Raw genomic sequence first — 17,287 nt, 5'->3', positions numbered from 1 at the left:
CGCCGAGCCGCCAACGGCGCATCAGGTTTCGATGACGCCCGTATTGAAGTTGTACTCGAACAGATCCCCATACCGCCCCCACTCGATGGCCACGCGCAGCGCGCGCTCGGCCTCTTCGTCGCTGAGCGTAAACCGCAGCAGCTTGAGGAACAACTCCTCCGGCAAATCCCCCGACTTGTCCTGCTTGAGCCCATGGCAGATGTACGCCACCAGCGGCACATGCTCCAATAACTGCGCGCCGAACATCGCCTGCCGCTCGGCGTTGGCCGCCACCGCGTAGCGCCCGCCCAGCTCCGTCAACAAAATATCGCCGTTGGTCAGATAGGCGAACCCCAGCAAAATGAGCGCGTTGAGCACTTCCAGCAGCTCGGCGTCGGTCAGCTCCGTCTCCTCGGCCAGCTGCGGCAAGTCCGCCCGCCCCGAGAACGGTTCCTCGGCCAGCAGCTCCAGTATCCCCTCCATGTGCGCAATGTTCGCCTGCGGCAGACGGTCGCCCAGCTGCAGCTTGACCTCCTTCTCGCTGATCAAGCCGCGCCGTCCCGCCCCCGCCGTCATCAACTCGTACACCTTGTCGATCAGGTGGCGCACCTCCGCCCCCTCCGCCTTGCGCGGCTGCGGCAGCGATATCGGCAGCTCGGCGCGCACCCGTCCCGGATCGCTGGCGAAGATCAGCACCCGGTCCGCCATCATCACCGCTTCCTCGATGTTGTGCGAGACGACCAGGATCGCCTTGGTCGGAATCCGCCCCGACTGCCACAGCTCAAGGATCTCCTCGCGCAAACGCTCCCCGGTCAGCACATCCAGCGCGGAAAACGCCTCGTCCATCAGCAGCACCTCCGGCTCCATCACCAGCGCGCGGGCGATGCCGACGCGCTGGCGCATGCCGCCGGACAGCTCGCGCGGCAGCGCGCCCTCGAAGCCCGACAGGCCGATCAAATCGATCACCTTCTCGGCGCGCTGCGCACGCTCCGCCGCCGGCATGCCCTGCGCCTCCAGCCCCAGCTCGATATTCTTTTGCACCGTCAGCCACGGGAACAGCGCGAACGACTGGAACACCATGCGGATGCCGCGCGCGGTGCCGTACAGCGGCATGCCGCGATACAGCACCTGGCCGTCGTCGGCCGGGACCAGCCCCGCCATGATGCGCAGCATGGTCGATTTGCCGGAGCCGGACTGTCCCAGCAGCGCGACGATCTCGCCCTCGTGCAGGGTGAAGTCGACACCCTGCAGCACCGCGCGCGCGGAGCCGTCGGCGGCGCGGAAGTGTTTGCCGACCGATTTCAATTCGACGATAGGTGTGCTCATGATCTGCTCTCAATCCTAAAAATGCAGCCGGCTCTCGGCCAGCGTGTACAGGCGGCGCCAGACGAAGTGGTTGAAGCCCATGACAAAGATGCACATCACGCCGATACCCAGCGCGATGCGCGGGAAATCGCCGGTGGCGGTCATCTCGGCGATGTAGCTGCCCAGTCCATGCGCCTTGACGGTGGTGCTGCCCCAGCTGACGTATTCGGCCACGATGCTGGCGTTCCACGAACCGCCCGACGCCGTGATGGCGCCGGTGACGAAGCTGGGGAAGATCGCCGGCAGCAGATAGCGCCGCCATTTGAGCCAGCCGGTCAGCCCGAAGTTCTGCGCCGCGTGACGCAGCTCGGTCGGTATCGTCGAGGCGCCGGCGATCACGTTAAACAGCAGATACCACTGGGTGCCGAGTATCATCAGCGGCGACAGCCAGATGTCCGGGTTCAGATGGAAGCGCATGATCAGGATCACCGCCACCGGGAACACCAGGTTGGCCGGGAACGCCGCCAGGAACTGCGCCACCGCCTGCGTGCGCGAGGCCCAGCGCGGATTCATGCCGATCCAGACGCCGACCGGCACCCAGATCACGGCCGCCAGCGCCAGCAGCAGCACCACCCGCAACAGCGTGTAAAGCCCCAGCACGAGCACATGTCCGACCTCGCTCCAGCCGACCTCCGTGCTGATGAAATGACCCAGGGTCCACAGGGCGTAGAACACCACGGCGGCGATGATCGCGTCCCATACCCGCTGCGCGCCGCGCGCCTGCGTGTGGCGGCGCGCGCGGATCGAGGTGCCGTCGTGCCCGAGCCGAAACAGCGCGATGGAGCGCGACAGCAGGTCGCCGCACCACGCCACCAGCGCCTGCGTGCGCTCGGTGCGGCGCAGCCATGTCAACAGCCACGATTGCTGGGCCGTGTCGCCGCCGGTTTCCTCGAAGCGGAACTTGTCGGCCCACGCCAGCAAGGGCCGGAAGAACAGCTGGTCGTACATCAGCACCGCGATCAGCATGGCGAACACCGCCCAGCCCATCGCGCCCAGGTCGCTGCGTTCGATCGCCAGCGCGATGTACGAGCCGATGCCGGGCAGCTTGATGTTCTGGTTGGAGACCGAGATCGCCTCCGACGCCACCACGAAGAACCAGCCGCCGGACATCGACATCATCATGTTCCACAACAGGCCGGGCATGGCGAACGGCAGCTCCATGCGCCAGAAGCGCTGCCAGCCCGAGAGCTGGAACACGCTGGCCGCCTCCGACAGTTCGGCCGGCACGTTGCGGAAGCCCTGATAGGCGGAGAAGGCCATGTTCCACGCCTGCGACGTGAAGATGGCGAAGATCGCCGCGCATTCCACGCCCAGCAGGTTGCCGGGGAAGAGCGCGATGAAGGCCGTCACCGTGATCGACAGGAAGCCGAGGATGGGGATCGACTGCAGGATGTCGAGCAGCGGCACCAGCACTTTTTCGGCCAGCTTGTATTTGGTGGTCAGCGCGGCGAACACGCAGGCGAAGACCACGGACGCGCCCAGCGCGATGAACATGCGCAAGGTGGTGCGCAGCAGGTAGTAAGGCAGGTTGACCGGGTCGAGCGACAACGGCAGCGCCTGGCCGAGTTCGTACGGACGCGCCATCTGCTGGCCGCCATAGGCCAGCAGCACGAACACGGCCAGCACGATGGGCAGCAACGCCCAGTCCCAGCGGTTGCCGCCCGCCTCGACCACCTGGCGCGGGAAAAATTGGCGTTTCTTGTTCATGACTTATGGCCGGTAGAGTGGGACTGGCGGCCATTCTAAAGGAAACAAGTGTCAACTTTATTACGGTTATGAAAGTTGGAGAAGGGGCCGCCGGCGATCAATCAGGACACGGATAGTTCATAAATGACGATTTTGATGGACACGTCCCCTCCGCCATCGGCAATCATTACAAGCAGCCACTATTCCGTTGCTGTAACGCAACCAAATCATCACTTTCGTCAATTTTTGGCATTTCCTTGAGGAAAGTAAGTACAATCCCTCCCAAGATGTGCCGATCGCACCACCCGATAGAAAGCTGACCGATGCCCCCTAGCAAAGACTCCGTCCTGACCACGAGCGCGACCGCCGAGTTGCTCGGCGTCGCCGTCAGCACGGCCCAGCTATGGATAGAGAATGGCGCGATTCCGTCATGGAAGACGCCCGGCGGCCACCGCCGCGTGCGCCTGAGCGCGGTTCGAAGCCTGATGGAGCAGCGCAACGGCGAGACCGCGCCGGCCGGCACCGCCGAGATCAAGACCGCCAGCGGTATCGAATTCCTGCCGGCGTCCGCGCCGGCGTACCCGGTCGCGCACGACGAAGCCCAGCGCCTGCTGGCGCTCGACGCGTCGCGGCTGGTCGACACGCCGCCCGAGTCGGTGTTCGACCGCCTGACATGGCTGGCGAGCCAGGTCACCGACTCGCCGATGGCACTGATCAGTTTGCTGACCTCGCAGCGCCAGTGGTTCAAGTCGCGCATCGGCGTGGAAGCGAACGAGACGCCGCGCGACTGGGCGTTCTGCAGCCACGCGATCCTGCAAAACGGCCTGTTTACGGTGGAGGACGCGACCCGCGACCCGCGCTTCCGCGACAATCCGCTGGTCATCGGCGAACCACATATCCGTTTTTACGCCGCGTTTCCGCTGCTCGACGGCGGCAACCATCCACTGGGCACGCTGTGCATCCTGGACCGGGAACCGCGCAGACTCAGGGACCGCGAAGTGCGCTCCCTGCGCGAACTGGCGGCGTTGGCATCGGAAGAGATTCAGCGCCGGGTTCCGCGCTAAGGATCGTACCACCGCGCGCCGCCCCCACCCTCGCCGGCGCGTTCAAAAGTTTAGTAATTGTAGTTGTACATCCATCCGGCCTCGCCCAACTCTTGCGACAGCCAATAAAACATCATTGTCGCCGCTCGCGGCTCCGTTTCCCTAACCCGGCATACGCCGGATTTTGCGGAAACAATCAACCATGTCCGGGAAAAATATTATGAACGCATTTAAAAACCTCAAAATCGGTACCCAATTAAGCCTGGGCTTTGGCATGCTGACCGCCTTTATGCTGATCCTGGCCGCCGTGTCGATCCTCGGCGTGTCGTCGATCGGCGCCGCCTTCAAGCAGCAAAACCTCATCAACGACGACCGCCTGGCGCCGCTGTATGTCGCCCGCGAAGCGCTGGCGCAAACCGGTCTGGCCGCGCGCAACGCCTTTATTTTCAACGACGACGCCGAGGCGGCCAAGGAGTTGGCCATCGTTGACGAACAAAAGGCGATCTATCTGGCGGCCGTGGAAAAAATGAGCCCGGCCTTCGGCGGCGACGCCCAGTTCGACAAGGTCAAAACCGGCCTGCTGACGATGGCCGACGCGCTGAAGCAACCGCGCAAGCTGCGCGAGGCGAAGAAGATGGATGAATTCGGTACCTTCCTGGTCAAGGAATGCAGCCCGCTGCGCCGCCAGATCGTCGCCGACATGGCGGTGCTGCTGGCCCACGCGCAGAAGGACGCGGCGGCCGCCAACGAGCAATCCGAAAGCAGCGCCGCCACCGCGCGCAGCTGGACCATCGCGCTGACCATCGCCGCCTTCATCATGAGCCTGTTGATCGCCGGCCTGATCAAGCGTCTGCTGCTCAAGCAACTGGGCGGCGAGCCGGCCTACGCGGCCGCCATCGCCAACCAGATCGCCCAGGGCGACCTGGCCATCGCCGTCGACGTCAAGGCCGGCGACGACAGCAGCCTGCTGTTCGCCATCAAGACCATGCGCGACAGCCTGGCGTCCATCGTCGGCCAAGTGCGCCAGGGGACGGACGCGATCGCCAGCGCCTCGGCCGAGATCGCGACCGGCAATGAAGACCTGTCGTCGCGCACCGCCACGCAAGCGTCGTCGCTGGAAAAGGTCGCCACCGCGATGGAGGAACTGACCTCGACCGTGAAACAAAACGCCAGCAATGCCCAGCAGGCCAACACGCTCGCCCAGACCGCCTCGTCGGTGTCGGAGCAAGGCGGCGAAGTGATGCAGCAAGTGACCGACACCATGGCCTCGATCAACGAATCGTCGAAGAAGATCGTCGACATCATTTCCGTCATCGACGGCATCGCCTTCCAGACCAACATCCTGGCGCTGAACGCCGCCGTCGAAGCGGCCCGTGCCGGCGAGCAGGGCCGCGGCTTCGCCGTGGTGGCCACCGAGGTGCGCAACCTGGCCCAGCGCTCGGCCGCCGCCGCCAAGGAAATCAAGGCGCTGATCGACGACTCCGTCACCAAGGTCGGCACCGGTTCGGAGCTGGTGCAGAAAGCCGGCACGACGATGCACGCGGTGGTCGACAGCGTCAAGCGCGTGACCGAGATCATGGGGGAGATCAGCATCGCCAGCGCCGAGCAGAGCCAGGGCATCGGCGAAGTGGGCGGCGCCATCGGCGAGATGGACGGCATGACGCAGCAAAACATGGCGCTGGTCGAGGAAGCCTCGGCGGCGGCCCACGAACTGCAGTCCCAGGCGTCGGGCCTGGCCGGCCTGGTCGGTCAATTCAAATTGGAAGGCGATCGCGGCCACCACGTCGCCGCCGCGCCGCCGCGCGCCAACACCGGCAAGACGAGCGTGCGTCCAAGCCTGCGCCTGGCGCGCGGCTAGGCCACGGCAAATCCGGGGTCAGGTCCACCATTTCTACACGAGGTGGACCGTAGACGCTGTTGGCTAAGTTATTTCAGCCAGCCGCGCCGGCGGAAGTACCAGAACGGCGCGATGGCGCTGGTGACCATCAGCACGATGGCGAACGGATAGCCGAACGACCATTCCAGCTCCGGCAGCCACTTGAAGTTCATGCCGTAGATCGACGCGATCAAGGTCGGTGGCAGGAAGGCCACGCTGGCCACCGAGAAGATCTTGATGATCTTGTTCTGGTTGATGTTGATGAAGCCGACCGTGGCGTCCATCAGGAAGTTGATCTTGTCGAACAGGAAGGACGTGTGGCCGTCCAGCGATTCGATGTCGCGCAGAATCTGGCGCGCCTCTTCGAACTGCTCGGAATTGAGCAAGCGTCCGCGCATCAAGAAACTGACGGCGCGCCGCGTATCCATCATGTTGCGGCGGATGCGGCCGTTCAAGTCTTCCTCGTGGGCGATGGAGTTCAGCGCCGCGGCCGCGTCCTGGTCGGTGAACTGTTCCTGCAGCACGCGTCCGCTGACCTCTTCCAGATTCTGATAGATGCCCTCGAGCGCGTCGGCCGAATATTCGGCGTCGGTCGCGTACAGGTCGAGCAGCACGTCCATGTAATCGGCGATCGAACCGGGCCGCGAGCGGGCGCGCATGCGCACCAGCCGGAACACCGGCAAATCGTCGGTGTGGACCGAGAACAGCATCTTGCGCGCCAGGATGAAGGCGACCGTGACGATGCGCGACGGGCCGTCCTCCTCTTCCAGCAGGAAGTCGGTGCGCAAGTGCAAGTCACCGTTTTCCGCTTCGTAATAGCGGGCCGATGCCTCGATGTCCTTGACTTCGTCCTCGCCCGGCAACGTCACGCCGTAGATGGCTTTGACCCATGCGCGTTCGTCGTCCGTCGGGTCGGTCAGGTCGACCCATACCGGCTCAACCTGTTCCAGGTCCGAGCGGCTGTCGATGGGCACCTGGTTGAGTCGGCCATTCTGGAGAACGAAAACATTGATCATGGGTACGCGAGCCTTCTGGAAACAGCGCAAGTGTACCCGCAAAGCCCCTGCCGAGGCCAGCCTGCCACGCGGTTTTTCACCCTATCGGGTCGCTTTTTCAATCATTTTATCGGTTGCCGACTGCGGGGCGGACTCGGCCGGGTCCGGCTTGGGCGGTTTCGGCGCCTCGATGCCGCGCGTGGCGATGGGTTTGACCACCTTGCCGTCTTTGCAGTCGACATCGGACAGCACGGTTTTACCGTCGATGACGCATTTGCGCAGCACGCCGGCCGGCGCCGGCGGCGCGACGCTGGTGTTGGCCGGCGCCGCCGGTGGTTTGCCGGTCAGACGCGCAATACCCTCGGTGAAGAAATTACGCTCGTGCCGCGCCGACATCAGGAACGCCATCGCCACCGCCGCCAGCGAGGCCATGATAATGGCCACCTGGATCAACCCGAAACCGCTTTGTCGCTTCATATCGATCTCCCGCTTAAGGCACGATTGTCGTAGGGCGGATTAGCGCAGCGTAATCGGCCATGCAGGCGCGACCAGCGGCTCATACATGGCCGATTACGGCGTTCCGCCTAATCCGCCCTACGTGTTTCCGATGTCATTCGCCGATACGGTACGCCGCGACGGTCCCTATGGTAACTCCGCCGATCCCATGCGGCGCAGGATGACGCCGGTGCGCCGCGCCAGATAGCCGGAGTCGCGGTGCGTGTCGTAGAAGCGCGGATTGGGCAGCATCACCGCCAGCTTGGCCGCCTGCGACGCGCCGAGATTGGCCGCGCTCACGCGGTAATAATGCTGCGCCGCCGCCTCGGCGCCGAAGATCCCCCTGCCGAACTCCACCACGTTCAGGTAGATCTCGAAGATACGCTCTTTTTCCATCAACGTTTCCAGCATATAGGTGATGATCAGCTCCTGGCCCTTGCGCAGATAGCTGCGCGAGCCGGACAGGAACAGGTTCTTCGCCAACTGCTGCGTGATGGTCGAACCGCCCGCCACCACCTTGCTCTTCTTGGTGTTCTTCTCGTAGGCCTTTTGCAGCGCCTCCCAGTCCACGCCCTGGTGCTCGGAGAAGTTGGCGTCCTCGGAAGCGATGATGGCGCGTTTCAGATTCTTCGAGATGCGGTTGTACGGCACCCAAACCTGCTTGATCTCGGCGTTCGGATTTTTCTCGCGCAACGCCGATTCCTGCTGGCGCATGAAGCTGGTGCGCGATGGATTATGGTCGACCCACCACCAGATCTGCAGGAAGAAATACAGCTGCACCGCCGCGAACAGCAGCACCGGCAGGATGAAGATCCACTTCACCCAGGCCCACTTGCGGCCACCTTTGGCGGCGCTCATAGCTGGTCGCGCAGACGTTGCAGCACGTCGCCGGTGGCCGGACGCACGCCGCGCCAGACGCTGAACGCCTCGGCCGCCTGTTCCACCAGCATGCCCAGGCCGTCACGCAGCCGTGCGCCGTGTTGGGCGGCAAACTGCAAAAATACGGTGGGGGACTTTGAATACATCATATCGAAAGCAAGTGCGCCCGGCGCGAACACCGAAGGCGATACCGGCGGCACCTCCGCGCTCAGGCTGGCGGCGGTGGCGTTGATGACGATGTCGAAGGCGCCGTCGATGTCGGCGAATCCACAGCCCGACACCACGCCCTCGCCGCCCAATGCCGCGAACTGCTCCGCCAGCGCCACGGCCGTGGCCACGGTGCGGTTGGCGATGACCAGCTGCGCCGGACGATGCTCCAGGATCGGCAGCACGGCGCCGCGCGCCGCCCCGCCCGCGCCCAGCAGCAGCACGCGCTTGCCGGTGACCGCCACGCCGGCGTTGCCGACGATATCCGCCACCAAACCGGCGCCGTCGGTGTTGTCGCCGATGATGCCGTCCTCGGTGAAGTGCAAGGTATTGACGGCGCCGGCGGCCTGCGCGCGTATCGTCAGCGCATTGGCGACCTTGACCGCCTCCAGCTTGAACGGCAGGGTGACGTTGGCGCCTTTGCCGCCCTCGGCGATGAAGGCGTGCACGGCGGCGGCGAAGCCGTCCAGCGGCGCCAGCCGTTTTTCGTAGTGCAGTTGTTGACCGGTCTGGGCCGCGTAGGCGGCGTGTATCTCGGGCGATTTGCTATGGGCAATCGGGTTGCCGAACACGCAATAGCGATCCATCGTTATCGTCCTCCGCCGCTCATGTCGGCTTGTAGTTTGTCTTCGCGGGTGAATTTGAATGTCGTGACGATCACCCACAAATCGTCCTTGTCGGCCGACAGCATGTTCGGCGGGAATTTGCCGAACGGCGCCGCGCGGCGCACGATGTTGATGGCGGCATCGTCCAGCGCGGCGTTGCCGGAGCTGCGGTCGACCTTGATGCCGCCTTCCTTCTCGTAGATCGTGCCGTCCTGGAAAACCGGGATCGACAGCACCAGCTGGCCGTACAGCTTGCGGCCGTTCTTCTGGGGGAAGTTCAGCGTACCGATATCTTCGATCCGCTTTTGCAGCGATTTGTAGTACATCGCGTAGCCAACCCCGCGCGTGCTCGGCGTGATGAAGGTTTTCTTCGGGCGTTTGTTCTGGTCTTCGATGGTTTCGCTGATCTCGGCGGCGCGGCGGGCGATCGCCTTGCTGGCGTCGAGCAGGTCGGCGCCGCTCGGCAGCGGATCGGGGGCGGTCTTTTCGGTCACAGGCGGCGCGTTGAACGGATCGGGCTTGGCGACGCGGGTCAGCAGGTTGCGCTGGCGTTCCTCGAGCTCGGCGATGCGGCGCTTGGAGGCTTTGATGCTTTCGCCGTCTTCGGTCTTGCGCATGTCCGGCAGCGGCGACTTGGAGCGGCCTTTGTCGACATTGCCGCCGCCGTCCAGGTTGGCCTGGGCCAGCGCCTCGGCCTTCAGCGGTGCTTTGTTGTGCTTGGCGTTGACGAGGATGACTTCCAGGCCGGGATCTGTTGGCTTCACCGGCGCCGGCGTCGGGGCGACAAAGCGCACCGCGAGCATGGCGGCGTGCGCGACCACCGAGATGCCGATGGCGAGGTACAGGAAGCGATTTTCTTGGAAAGACTTCACGCGGGGCCGGGGTTGGAAATGGGTGGGGTGATTTTACTTTAAAGAAAACCCGGCGGCTACCGGCGGGTTTTGAGGGCAGCTCGGATACACGTAGGGCGGATTAGGCGGAACGCCGTAATCGGCCATGCATGCGCCGCTGACGGCTCGTCGATGGCCGATTACGCTGCGCTAATCCGCCCTACGTGTTTCAGATGTTTCAGGTCGCCGCTTAGGCTACTCGGGGGCCGCTTCTTCCGCGGCCACTTCCACCGCCACTTCCGGCGCGGCGACCGCTTCCTCCACAACGTCATCCTCGTAATCCAGCTCGGCATCGGCCGCCACCGCTTCGGTGGTCGGGATTTCCAGGATGCGCGCTTCGATTGACAAGTCGACCTCGTCCCAACGCAGGATGTCGATCTTGACCTGGGCGCCGCGCGCCACCGACGGCATGCCCGGCAGGCGGATAATCAGCGGAATGTCGACCAGGCGCAACACCTCGTCCTTGAGCACGACAGCCTCGACCTGGCGGGCGTTTTCCTGGCCCAGCCAGCGCAGGCACCAGTAGCGCTCCATGTTCGACTGGTGGTCGCCGTAGGCCGCGTAGGCCGCGTCGAACTGCGACACGATGGCGAACAGCTCCGAGTCCTTGGGCTTGAACGGCGCGACCAGCGGCGCCGTCACGCCATGCTCGGCGCACGCGAGGATCTGCCACTGGTTGACCAGATCGGTATAGCGGCGCAACGGCGACGTGCTCCATGCGTACTGGTCGACCCCCAGGCCCTGGTGCGGCGCGGCATGGGTCACCATGCGCACCTGCATCTTGGCGGCCCAGCCGCCGACGCCCTGGCCCTGGCTGCGGTAGATGCCCGGCACGCCGTGGTCGTGCATCAACTTGCCCCAGGTGCTGTTGGCGAAAATCATCAGCTCGGCGACGATCTTGTCCAGCGGCGCGCCGCGCTTGCGGCGGCTGACGGTGACGATATCGTTTTCGACGTAGAAGTTGAAATCGACGCGGTTGTTCTGTTCGGGCTTCAGGCCGAAGCCCTCGCGCTTGACCATGCGCGCCGCCTCCAGCACCTGCGCCCACTTCCAGATCAGGCCCAGTTCTTCCTTGTGGGCGTAGTCGCCCTCGCCGCTGGCCAGGGTTTCCTCGTTGACCAGATCGTCCAGGTCGTTGTGGCGCAGATTGCTTGCGATCGGCACCATCTCGGCGCGCGTCTCGGTGGCGATCACCGACCAGTCGGCCGGGTTCAGGGTCGCGTACAGCGACAGCGCCGGGCAAGTCTTGCCTTCGGCCAGGGTGAACGCTTCGACGATGCTGTCCGGCAGCATGGTGATCTTATCGCCCGGCATGTACACGGTGGACATGCGCGCGCGCGCCATCTTGTCGACCGCGTCGTCGGGCTTGATGCCCAGGCCGGGCGCGGCGATGTGGATGCCGATCTTGACGTTGCCGTCGGCCAGCTTGGTGACGGAGAAGGCGTCGTCGATTTCGGTGGTGGTGACGTCGTCGATCGAGAACGCCTTGACGTCGGCCAGCGGCAGATTGGTCGGCGCCACCGGCACCGGCACGTCCGGGAAACCGGCGCCGCGCGGGAAGCTCTCGAACAGGAACTTGGCCATGTGCAGCGCCTTCGGCGACTCCACGCCACCGGCCGCGAGCATCAAACGCTGCGGATTGGTGTGCAATTCATTGCAAGCCGCTTCCATCGCCTTGTATTCGATCGAGTTCTTGTCCGGCTTGAACAGCAGTTGCATGACGATGTTTTTCATCGATTCCGGCAACTTGTTGGCCTTGAGTTCCTCGACATACTGGGCCTGGACCAGCGCCTGCTGTTTCTTTTTCTCGATGCCGGCCTGCGCCGCGCGCAGCGATTGCTCGGGCGCGGCCTTGTAGCGGCCACGGCCCTTCTTGTAGAAATAGATCGGCGCGGAGTGCAGGCTCAGGATCAAGCCCGCCGCCTCGGCCGCCAGCGGCGCGTGGCCGAAGTACTCGGCGCCCAGCTCGGCGAAGCCGAACTCCTCCTCGCCCGCCACTTCCCACAGGAAGTCGAGGTCGATCTCCGCGGCAACGGCCTTGGCCTGTTCCATCAAATCCGTCGGCGACGGCTTCTCGTACTGCAGCAGCACGTCCTTGATCTTGACCTTGCTGCGCTTGCCGCTGGCCATCTCCACCTGATAGGCCTCGCCCGCTTGCGACATCATGGTCCCGACCTTGAAATCGCCGGATTCTTCGAAAAATAGATTCATTGCTCGCTTCTGTTCGTTGTTTATTCGTTATAACTGCGCTGTTGTTTCAGGTCCAGCACGGAAGGCAGAAACACTTCCGTGACCAGCAGAGTACCCCGACGGCGCCGATATAAACAGCGCCGTGCATATAATATGCGCTCTTGCGGAGGCGCCTCGCGAAGTTGATCTTCATTCCCGAGGCCCAGGGCCGCCGCCGCGCGGCGCGCCAACGGATGCCCTGCCCGCAATCTTGCAAATTCCAAAACGCCGCGCCGCACTTGCGGGTCGCCAAACAAGGTCGTCCCCAGCGAGCGCTCGCCCAGCGCGCTAAACAAAGGCCAATCGGCCGCCGTGGCCGACATCGGCACCACCGTGTGCGCGAACACCACGGGCGTATTATCACACCGCAGCAACACTTCCCTCTCCCACACGCGGCCGGGGCGGTGCAGGCCGATCACGGCGGCCTCGTCGGACAGGCAACGGGCGACGCGCTGATGCAGGCACTGCACGCGGAAAGTCTGGCTGTGATCCCTCAGCCTGGCGGTCAGCGAACCGCCGGCCGTCAGCCATGGACGCAGCGACGCTGGCGCGTTCAAAGCCAGCACATGCGGCTGCCATTGGGTCTGTCGCAGGGAAGCGCCACGGCTGGGCGACGCCAGCGAAAACGGCACCCTCAACGGCCGGCCTCGATGCCGCAAAACGCCAGCACCGCGTCCAGATAATCGGGAAACTCGGAAATGGCGTGGTCGCTGCCGTCGATCACGTGCTGGCGCGCGCCCGCATAATGCTTGACCATGTCGCGATAGTCCAGCACTTCGTCGCCGGTGGCGGCGATCAGGAAATAGCGCTCGGGCCTTGTGATCGGATCGACCGCCAGCGCGCGCAGCTCGTCTATATATTCACGCTTGAACTCGAACGGCTCGTCGGAGTGGAATTGCGTTGTCACGCCGACATGCTTGTCCAAATCCTGCAGCGGCACGATGGCCGGATTCAGCAAGACGGCGCGGCAGCCGATGCGTTCGGCCAGCCAGGTCGCGTAGTAGCCGCCCAGCGAGGAGCCGACAATGCTCAATTCTTGCGCCGGCACGCCCTCTATTAAAGAGAGCGCCAATTCCATCGCCAGCTTGGGCGACGCCGGCAGTTGCGGGCAGACCAGCTGGTCCGACAGGCCCAGTTCGGCCATGCGCTCGCTGATCACGCGCGCCTTCATCGACTTCGGCGACGAGCGGAATCCGTGCAGATAAAGAATCATCGCGCCAGCGCTTCCAGGATTTTGGTGTGCACGCCGCCGAAGCCGCCGTTGCTCATCACAATGATCTGGTCGCCCGGCCGGGCCGCCTTGACGATGGCCGCCACCAGCGCGTCGATGTCCTCGTAGGCGCTGGCGATATCGCCCAGCGGCGCGAGCGCGTCGCCCAGGCTCCAGCCCAGCGCCTGCCGGCTGCCGTAGCCGAACACCAGGTCGGCGTCGACCAGGCTGCCCGGCAGCGCATCCTTCATCGCGCCCAGCTTCATCGTGTTCGAGCGCGGTTCCAGCACGGCCAGGATGCGGCCGCCCTTGCCTATCTTCTGGCGCAGGCCGCCGACGGTGGTGGCGATCGCCGTCGGATGGTGGGCGAAGTCGTCGAACACGGTGATGTCGTTGACGGTGCCGCGCACTTCCATGCGGCGCTTGACGTTCTCGAAGGTCGCCAGCGACTTGGCCGCCTGCGCGACCGGCACGCCGACGTGGCGGGCGGCGGCGATCGCCGCCAACGCGTTGGCGCGGTTGTGCTTGCCGGTCAGGCTCCACTCGACTTTGCCGACGGTTTCGCCGCCGAAAATGACGTCGAAACTACCGTCATCGTATTCCTTCATCGCCCATTCGGCGCCGTCATTGTGGCCAAAGCTTTCCTGCTCGCTCCAGCAACCGCGCTTGAGCACGCGCTGCAGCGACGCCTCGTCGCCGTTGTAGATGACGCGGCCGATGCCGGGCACTGTGCGCACCAGATGATGAAATTGCGTCTCGATGGCGCCAAGGTCGGGGAAGATGTCGGCGTGATCGTATTCGAGGTTGTTCAGGATCGCGGTCTTGGCGTGGTAGTGGACGAACTTGCTGCGCTTGTCGAAGAAGGCGGTGTCGTACTCGTCGGCCTCGATGACGAAGAAGATCGAGTCCAGGTTGTTGTCACTACGCCCTTGCATGCGGGCCGAGACGCCAAAGTTCAGCGGCACGCCGCCGATCAGGAAGCCGGGCGCGTAGCCGGCGTCTTCCAGTATCCAGGTCAGCATGGCCGAGGTGGTGGTCTTGCCGTGCGTGCCGGCCACGGCCAGCACCCAGCGGTCCCTTAATATATGTTCGCCCATCCACTGCGGGCCGGACACGTACGGCAGGCCGCGGTTGAGGATTTCCTCGATCAGCGGATTGCCGCGCGAGACCACGTTGCCGATCACGTACAGGTCGGGGTTGAGCGCGGTCTGCTCCGGGCCGTAGCCCTGTATCAGTTCTATGCCCTGGGCTTCCAGCTGGGTGCTCATCGGCGGATAAACATTGGCGTCGCAGCCGGTCACGCGGTGGCCCGCCTCTTTCGCCAGGACCGCCAGGCCGCCCATGAAGGTGCCGCAAATACCGAGAATATGAATATGCATAGTGTGTAACAGGATCGATCCGCACAAGTGAATACGCGATTTTACCTGAGCCGACGCCGATTTCCCCGTTCAGAGTATTATCTCGTCCATGACGCCGAATGTTATCGAAGAAGTCCTGTTGCTCCGCGCGGAGATCGCCGCGGCGGCCGCGCGCCTGATCGCCCAGGACGGCGCCGACTACAACGCCGCCAAGCGCAAGGCCGCCAGACAAATCCTCGGCGACACGCAACCGCCGCCCAACCTGCTGCCGGACAATGCCCAGATCGAAGCCGAGGTGCGCATCTACCAGTCGCTGTTCCATGCGGACAGCCAGCCGGCCCGGCTGTTCCGGCTGCGCACCCTGGCGGTCGACATCATGGAAGGGCTGGCCGCGTTCCACCCTTTCCTGACCGGCGCCGTCCTGAACGGCACGGCCGGCCCGCACGACGACATCCACCTGCAACTGTTCGCCGACAGCGCCAAGGAAGTGGAAATCTTCCTGCTGAATCGCAATTTACAAATCGACATCTCCGAGACGCCGCACTTCAAGGGGCCGCGCTACGATCCGGTCGAGACGGTCAGCTTCATGTGGCACAAGGAAGGCGTGCACGCCGCCTTGTATGAACTGGACGATTTGCGCGGCGCCGTCAAAACCCGTGGCGACAAGCTGATGCGCGCCGACATCGCCGCCGTGCGCGCGCTACTAGTTAGTAGTACCCATGCGAGTACCACCGAAGAAAACACCAACCACAACCCCGATCATGAATAAAACACATCTGGCCGCCTATGTCGGCGTCGCCGTCCTGTTCGCCGCATCCGGCGCCTGGGTCGGCTTCAACAAACAAAATGCCGCGCCGGTCACCACCACCGCGCCGGCCGGCGTGACCGGTCCGGTGGGCACCCTGTACGCGCAAACGCTGCCGGACGCCAAGGGCGCGCCGACCGCGCTGGCGCAATATAAAGGCAAGGCGATGCTGGTCAATTTCTGGGCCCCGTGGTGCGCGCCGTGCGTGCAGGAGATGCCGGAGCTGTCCGAGCTGGCCGCCGGAGAAGAGGGTAAGAAGCTGCAAGTTATCGGCATCGGTATTGATTCGCCGTCAAATATCGCAGCTTTTAGCGACAAATACAAAATCACCTATCCGGTGCTGGTGGCCGGCATGAGCGGCACCGACCTGTCGCGGCAGTTCGGCAACAGCGGCGGCGGCCTGCCCTACACGGTGCTGATCGGCGCCGACGGCCAGGTCAAAAAGACCTATCTGGGACGCCTGAAGTTCGACGAGCTGCGTAAGGACCTTGCAACTCTTTAACTGGATTCAGGAGTTTTTTTCTCTTGCCAATGCCGGCAGTTGGCGGCAAAATGCGGAACTTTCGCGGAAAACGGTCTAGAACCATGGCAAAAAACCTCCTACTGCTCAACGGCCCCAACCTCAATTTACTGGGAACCCGGGAGCCAGAGGTCTACGGCGCCAGCACTTTGGCCGACGTAGAACAAGCCGCCCAGGCCCAGGCCCAGGCGGCCGGCGCAACGCTGTCTTGCTTTCAGAGCAACCACGAAGGCGCGCTGATCGACCGCATCCACGCAGCCAGGACGGAAGGCGTGGACGCCATCATCATCAACCCGGGTGGGCTGACCCATACCAGCGTGGCCCTGCGCGACGCCTTGGCCGGGGTGTCCATTCCGTTTGTTGAAGTGCATATTTCCAATATTTACCAGCGCGAGTCGTTTCGCCACCATTCATTCCTGAGCGCGATCGCGTTGGGCACGATCTGCGGACTAGGTATCGAAGGATATCGGTTTGCCATCGACTTCGCCCTTAAAAGGCGTTAATCTACGCGATCTGCGCGCAACTTAGCGCGGTTTCGCCCACGAGGCGCGGCCGTTCACACTTTACATAACAAGATATTCCGGGGGTTACATGGATCTACGCAAGCTGAAGACCTTGATTGATTTGGTCGCGGAGTCGGACATCGCCGAGCTCGAAGTGACCGAAGGCGAAAGCAAAGTCCGCATCGTCAAATCGTCGGCCATGCCGCAAAACCAGATGGTGATGATGCAGCCGCAAGGCATGCAGCCGCAATACCATGCCGCTCCCGCACCGGCCGCCGCGCCGGCCGCAGCCCCGGCCCCGGCCGTCGCCGCCGAACCGACCGGCCACATCGTCAAATCGCCGATGGTCGGCACCTTCTACCGTTCGTCGGCGCCAGGCTCGGCCGCTTACGTCGAAGTGGGCGCCGTCGTCAAGGAAGGCGACACCCTGTGCATTATCGAAGCAATGAAACTGTTGAATGAAATCGATGCCGACAAATCCGGCACGATCACCCAGATTCTGGTCGAGAACGGCCAACCGGTCGAATTCGGCCAACCGCTGTTTGTGATAGGCTAAGTCCGGTTCGCGCCCTCCCCGTCGGTGACGGGCGCGCCGGCTTTGTTCCGCATTCCCTCCTCTACCTGACGTCGCCGGTTTCCGGT

At 63.9% G+C, this 17,287-nt stretch carries 17 protein-coding genes; 6 read left to right on the top strand and 11 right to left on the bottom strand.

Going from position 1 to position 17,287, the window contains the following annotated elements; translation table 11 throughout:
- Positions 1 to 21 precede the first annotated feature (21 nt).
- Together MRBLMU1_RS05150 and MRBLMU1_RS05145 are read right to left on the bottom strand one after the other, a co-directional pair.
- On the bottom strand, positions 22 to 1,305 hold the full coding sequence (locus MRBLMU1_RS05150) for a nitrate/sulfonate/bicarbonate ABC transporter ATP-binding protein (RefSeq protein WP_363497995.1): 1,284 nt from the start codon (positions 1,303 to 1,305) through the stop codon (positions 22 to 24).
- Between the two features lie 15 nt (positions 1,306 to 1,320).
- Entirely contained in the window at positions 1,321 to 3,051 is a 1,731-nt protein-coding gene (locus tag MRBLMU1_RS05145) for an ABC transporter permease (protein WP_363497993.1), read from the bottom strand.
- 302 nt (positions 3,052 to 3,353) lie between these two features.
- Between MRBLMU1_RS05145 and MRBLMU1_RS05140 the strand changes: the two genes are divergently transcribed.
- Both MRBLMU1_RS05140 and MRBLMU1_RS05135 read left to right on the top strand, forming a co-directional pair.
- Positions 3,354 to 4,094: a GAF domain-containing protein gene (locus tag MRBLMU1_RS05140; protein WP_363497990.1), complete on the top strand. Its 741-nt coding sequence runs from the start codon at positions 3,354 to 3,356 to the stop codon at positions 4,092 to 4,094.
- A gap of 199 nt (positions 4,095 to 4,293) precedes the next feature.
- Positions 4,294 to 5,931 (top strand): methyl-accepting chemotaxis protein, encoded by a 1,638-nt coding sequence (locus tag MRBLMU1_RS05135; protein WP_363497987.1) that lies wholly within the window; start codon positions 4,294 to 4,296, stop codon positions 5,929 to 5,931.
- A gap of 68 nt (positions 5,932 to 5,999) precedes the next feature.
- Here the strand turns inward: MRBLMU1_RS05135 and corA are convergent, their stop codons facing one another.
- The 9 genes from corA to mpl all read right to left on the bottom strand — a co-directional run bounded on the left by corA (position 6,000) and on the right by mpl (position 14,838).
- On the bottom strand, positions 6,000 to 6,965 hold the full coding sequence (gene corA / locus MRBLMU1_RS05130) for a magnesium/cobalt transporter CorA (protein WP_363497984.1): 966 nt from the start codon (positions 6,963 to 6,965) through the stop codon (positions 6,000 to 6,002).
- A gap of 81 nt (positions 6,966 to 7,046) precedes the next feature.
- Positions 7,047 to 7,421 carry a DUF4124 domain-containing protein gene (locus MRBLMU1_RS05125; protein ID WP_363497981.1) on the bottom strand — a complete coding sequence of 125 codons (375 nt, stop codon included), beginning with the start codon at positions 7,419 to 7,421 and terminating at the stop codon, positions 7,047 to 7,049.
- A gap of 165 nt (positions 7,422 to 7,586) precedes the next feature.
- Positions 7,587 to 8,297: a monofunctional biosynthetic peptidoglycan transglycosylase gene (gene mtgA / locus MRBLMU1_RS05120; protein WP_363497978.1), complete on the bottom strand. Its 711-nt coding sequence runs from the start codon at positions 8,295 to 8,297 to the stop codon at positions 7,587 to 7,589.
- Positions 8,294 to 9,112 carry a shikimate dehydrogenase gene (gene aroE / locus MRBLMU1_RS05115; RefSeq protein WP_363497975.1) on the bottom strand — a complete coding sequence of 273 codons (819 nt, stop codon included), beginning with the start codon at positions 9,110 to 9,112 and terminating at the stop codon, positions 8,294 to 8,296. Before aroE ends, mtgA begins: the two co-directional genes overlap by 4 nt.
- A 2-nt stretch (positions 9,113 to 9,114) precedes the next feature.
- Entirely contained in the window at positions 9,115 to 10,002 is an 888-nt protein-coding gene (locus tag MRBLMU1_RS05110) for a TonB family protein (RefSeq protein ID WP_363497972.1), read from the bottom strand.
- A gap of 213 nt (positions 10,003 to 10,215) precedes the next feature.
- Positions 10,216 to 12,231 (bottom strand): ribonuclease catalytic domain-containing protein, encoded by a 2,016-nt coding sequence (locus MRBLMU1_RS05105; RefSeq protein ID WP_363497969.1) that lies wholly within the window; start codon positions 12,229 to 12,231, stop codon positions 10,216 to 10,218.
- 20 nt (positions 12,232 to 12,251) lie between these two features.
- Positions 12,252 to 12,887, bottom strand: coding sequence for a chorismate--pyruvate lyase family protein (locus tag MRBLMU1_RS05100; protein ID WP_414646026.1), 636 nt, complete (start codon positions 12,885 to 12,887; stop codon positions 12,252 to 12,254).
- Positions 12,884 to 13,462: a YqiA/YcfP family alpha/beta fold hydrolase gene (locus MRBLMU1_RS05095; protein ID WP_363497966.1), complete on the bottom strand. Its 579-nt coding sequence runs from the start codon at positions 13,460 to 13,462 to the stop codon at positions 12,884 to 12,886. The genes MRBLMU1_RS05100 and MRBLMU1_RS05095 overlap by 4 nt, the downstream gene beginning before the upstream one ends.
- A complete protein-coding gene (mpl, locus tag MRBLMU1_RS05090; RefSeq protein ID WP_363497963.1) occupies positions 13,459 to 14,838 on the bottom strand; it encodes a UDP-N-acetylmuramate:L-alanyl-gamma-D-glutamyl-meso-diaminopimelate ligase in 1,380 nt (459 codons plus the stop codon). Before mpl ends, MRBLMU1_RS05095 begins: the two co-directional genes overlap by 4 nt.
- Before the next feature lie 88 nt (positions 14,839 to 14,926).
- Here mpl and MRBLMU1_RS05085 point away from each other — a divergent pair, with 88 nt between their 5' ends.
- From MRBLMU1_RS05085 to accB, 4 genes are all read left to right on the top strand, one after another.
- Positions 14,927 to 15,586, top strand: coding sequence for a hypothetical protein (locus MRBLMU1_RS05085; RefSeq protein WP_363497960.1), 660 nt, complete (start codon positions 14,927 to 14,929; stop codon positions 15,584 to 15,586).
- Positions 15,579 to 16,124: a TlpA family protein disulfide reductase gene (locus MRBLMU1_RS05080; protein ID WP_363497954.1), complete on the top strand. Its 546-nt coding sequence runs from the start codon at positions 15,579 to 15,581 to the stop codon at positions 16,122 to 16,124. The genes MRBLMU1_RS05085 and MRBLMU1_RS05080 overlap by 8 nt, the downstream gene beginning before the upstream one ends.
- A gap of 83 nt (positions 16,125 to 16,207) precedes the next feature.
- On the top strand, positions 16,208 to 16,645 hold the full coding sequence (gene aroQ / locus MRBLMU1_RS05075) for a type II 3-dehydroquinate dehydratase (protein WP_363497951.1): 438 nt from the start codon (positions 16,208 to 16,210) through the stop codon (positions 16,643 to 16,645).
- Between the two features lie 88 nt (positions 16,646 to 16,733).
- On the top strand, positions 16,734 to 17,201 hold the full coding sequence (gene accB, locus MRBLMU1_RS05070) for an acetyl-CoA carboxylase biotin carboxyl carrier protein (RefSeq protein ID WP_209724023.1): 468 nt from the start codon (positions 16,734 to 16,736) through the stop codon (positions 17,199 to 17,201).
- The last annotated feature ends 86 nt before the right edge of the window (positions 17,202 to 17,287 follow it).

It is taken from the genome of Burkholderia sp. LMU1-1-1.1, assembly GCF_040675865.1.
In the GTDB taxonomy this organism is placed as follows: domain Bacteria; phylum Pseudomonadota; class Gammaproteobacteria; order Burkholderiales; family Burkholderiaceae_D; genus Rugamonas.
Note: the sequence above shows the minus strand (reverse complement) of the source record. Positions and strands in the feature narration are given on the sequence as shown.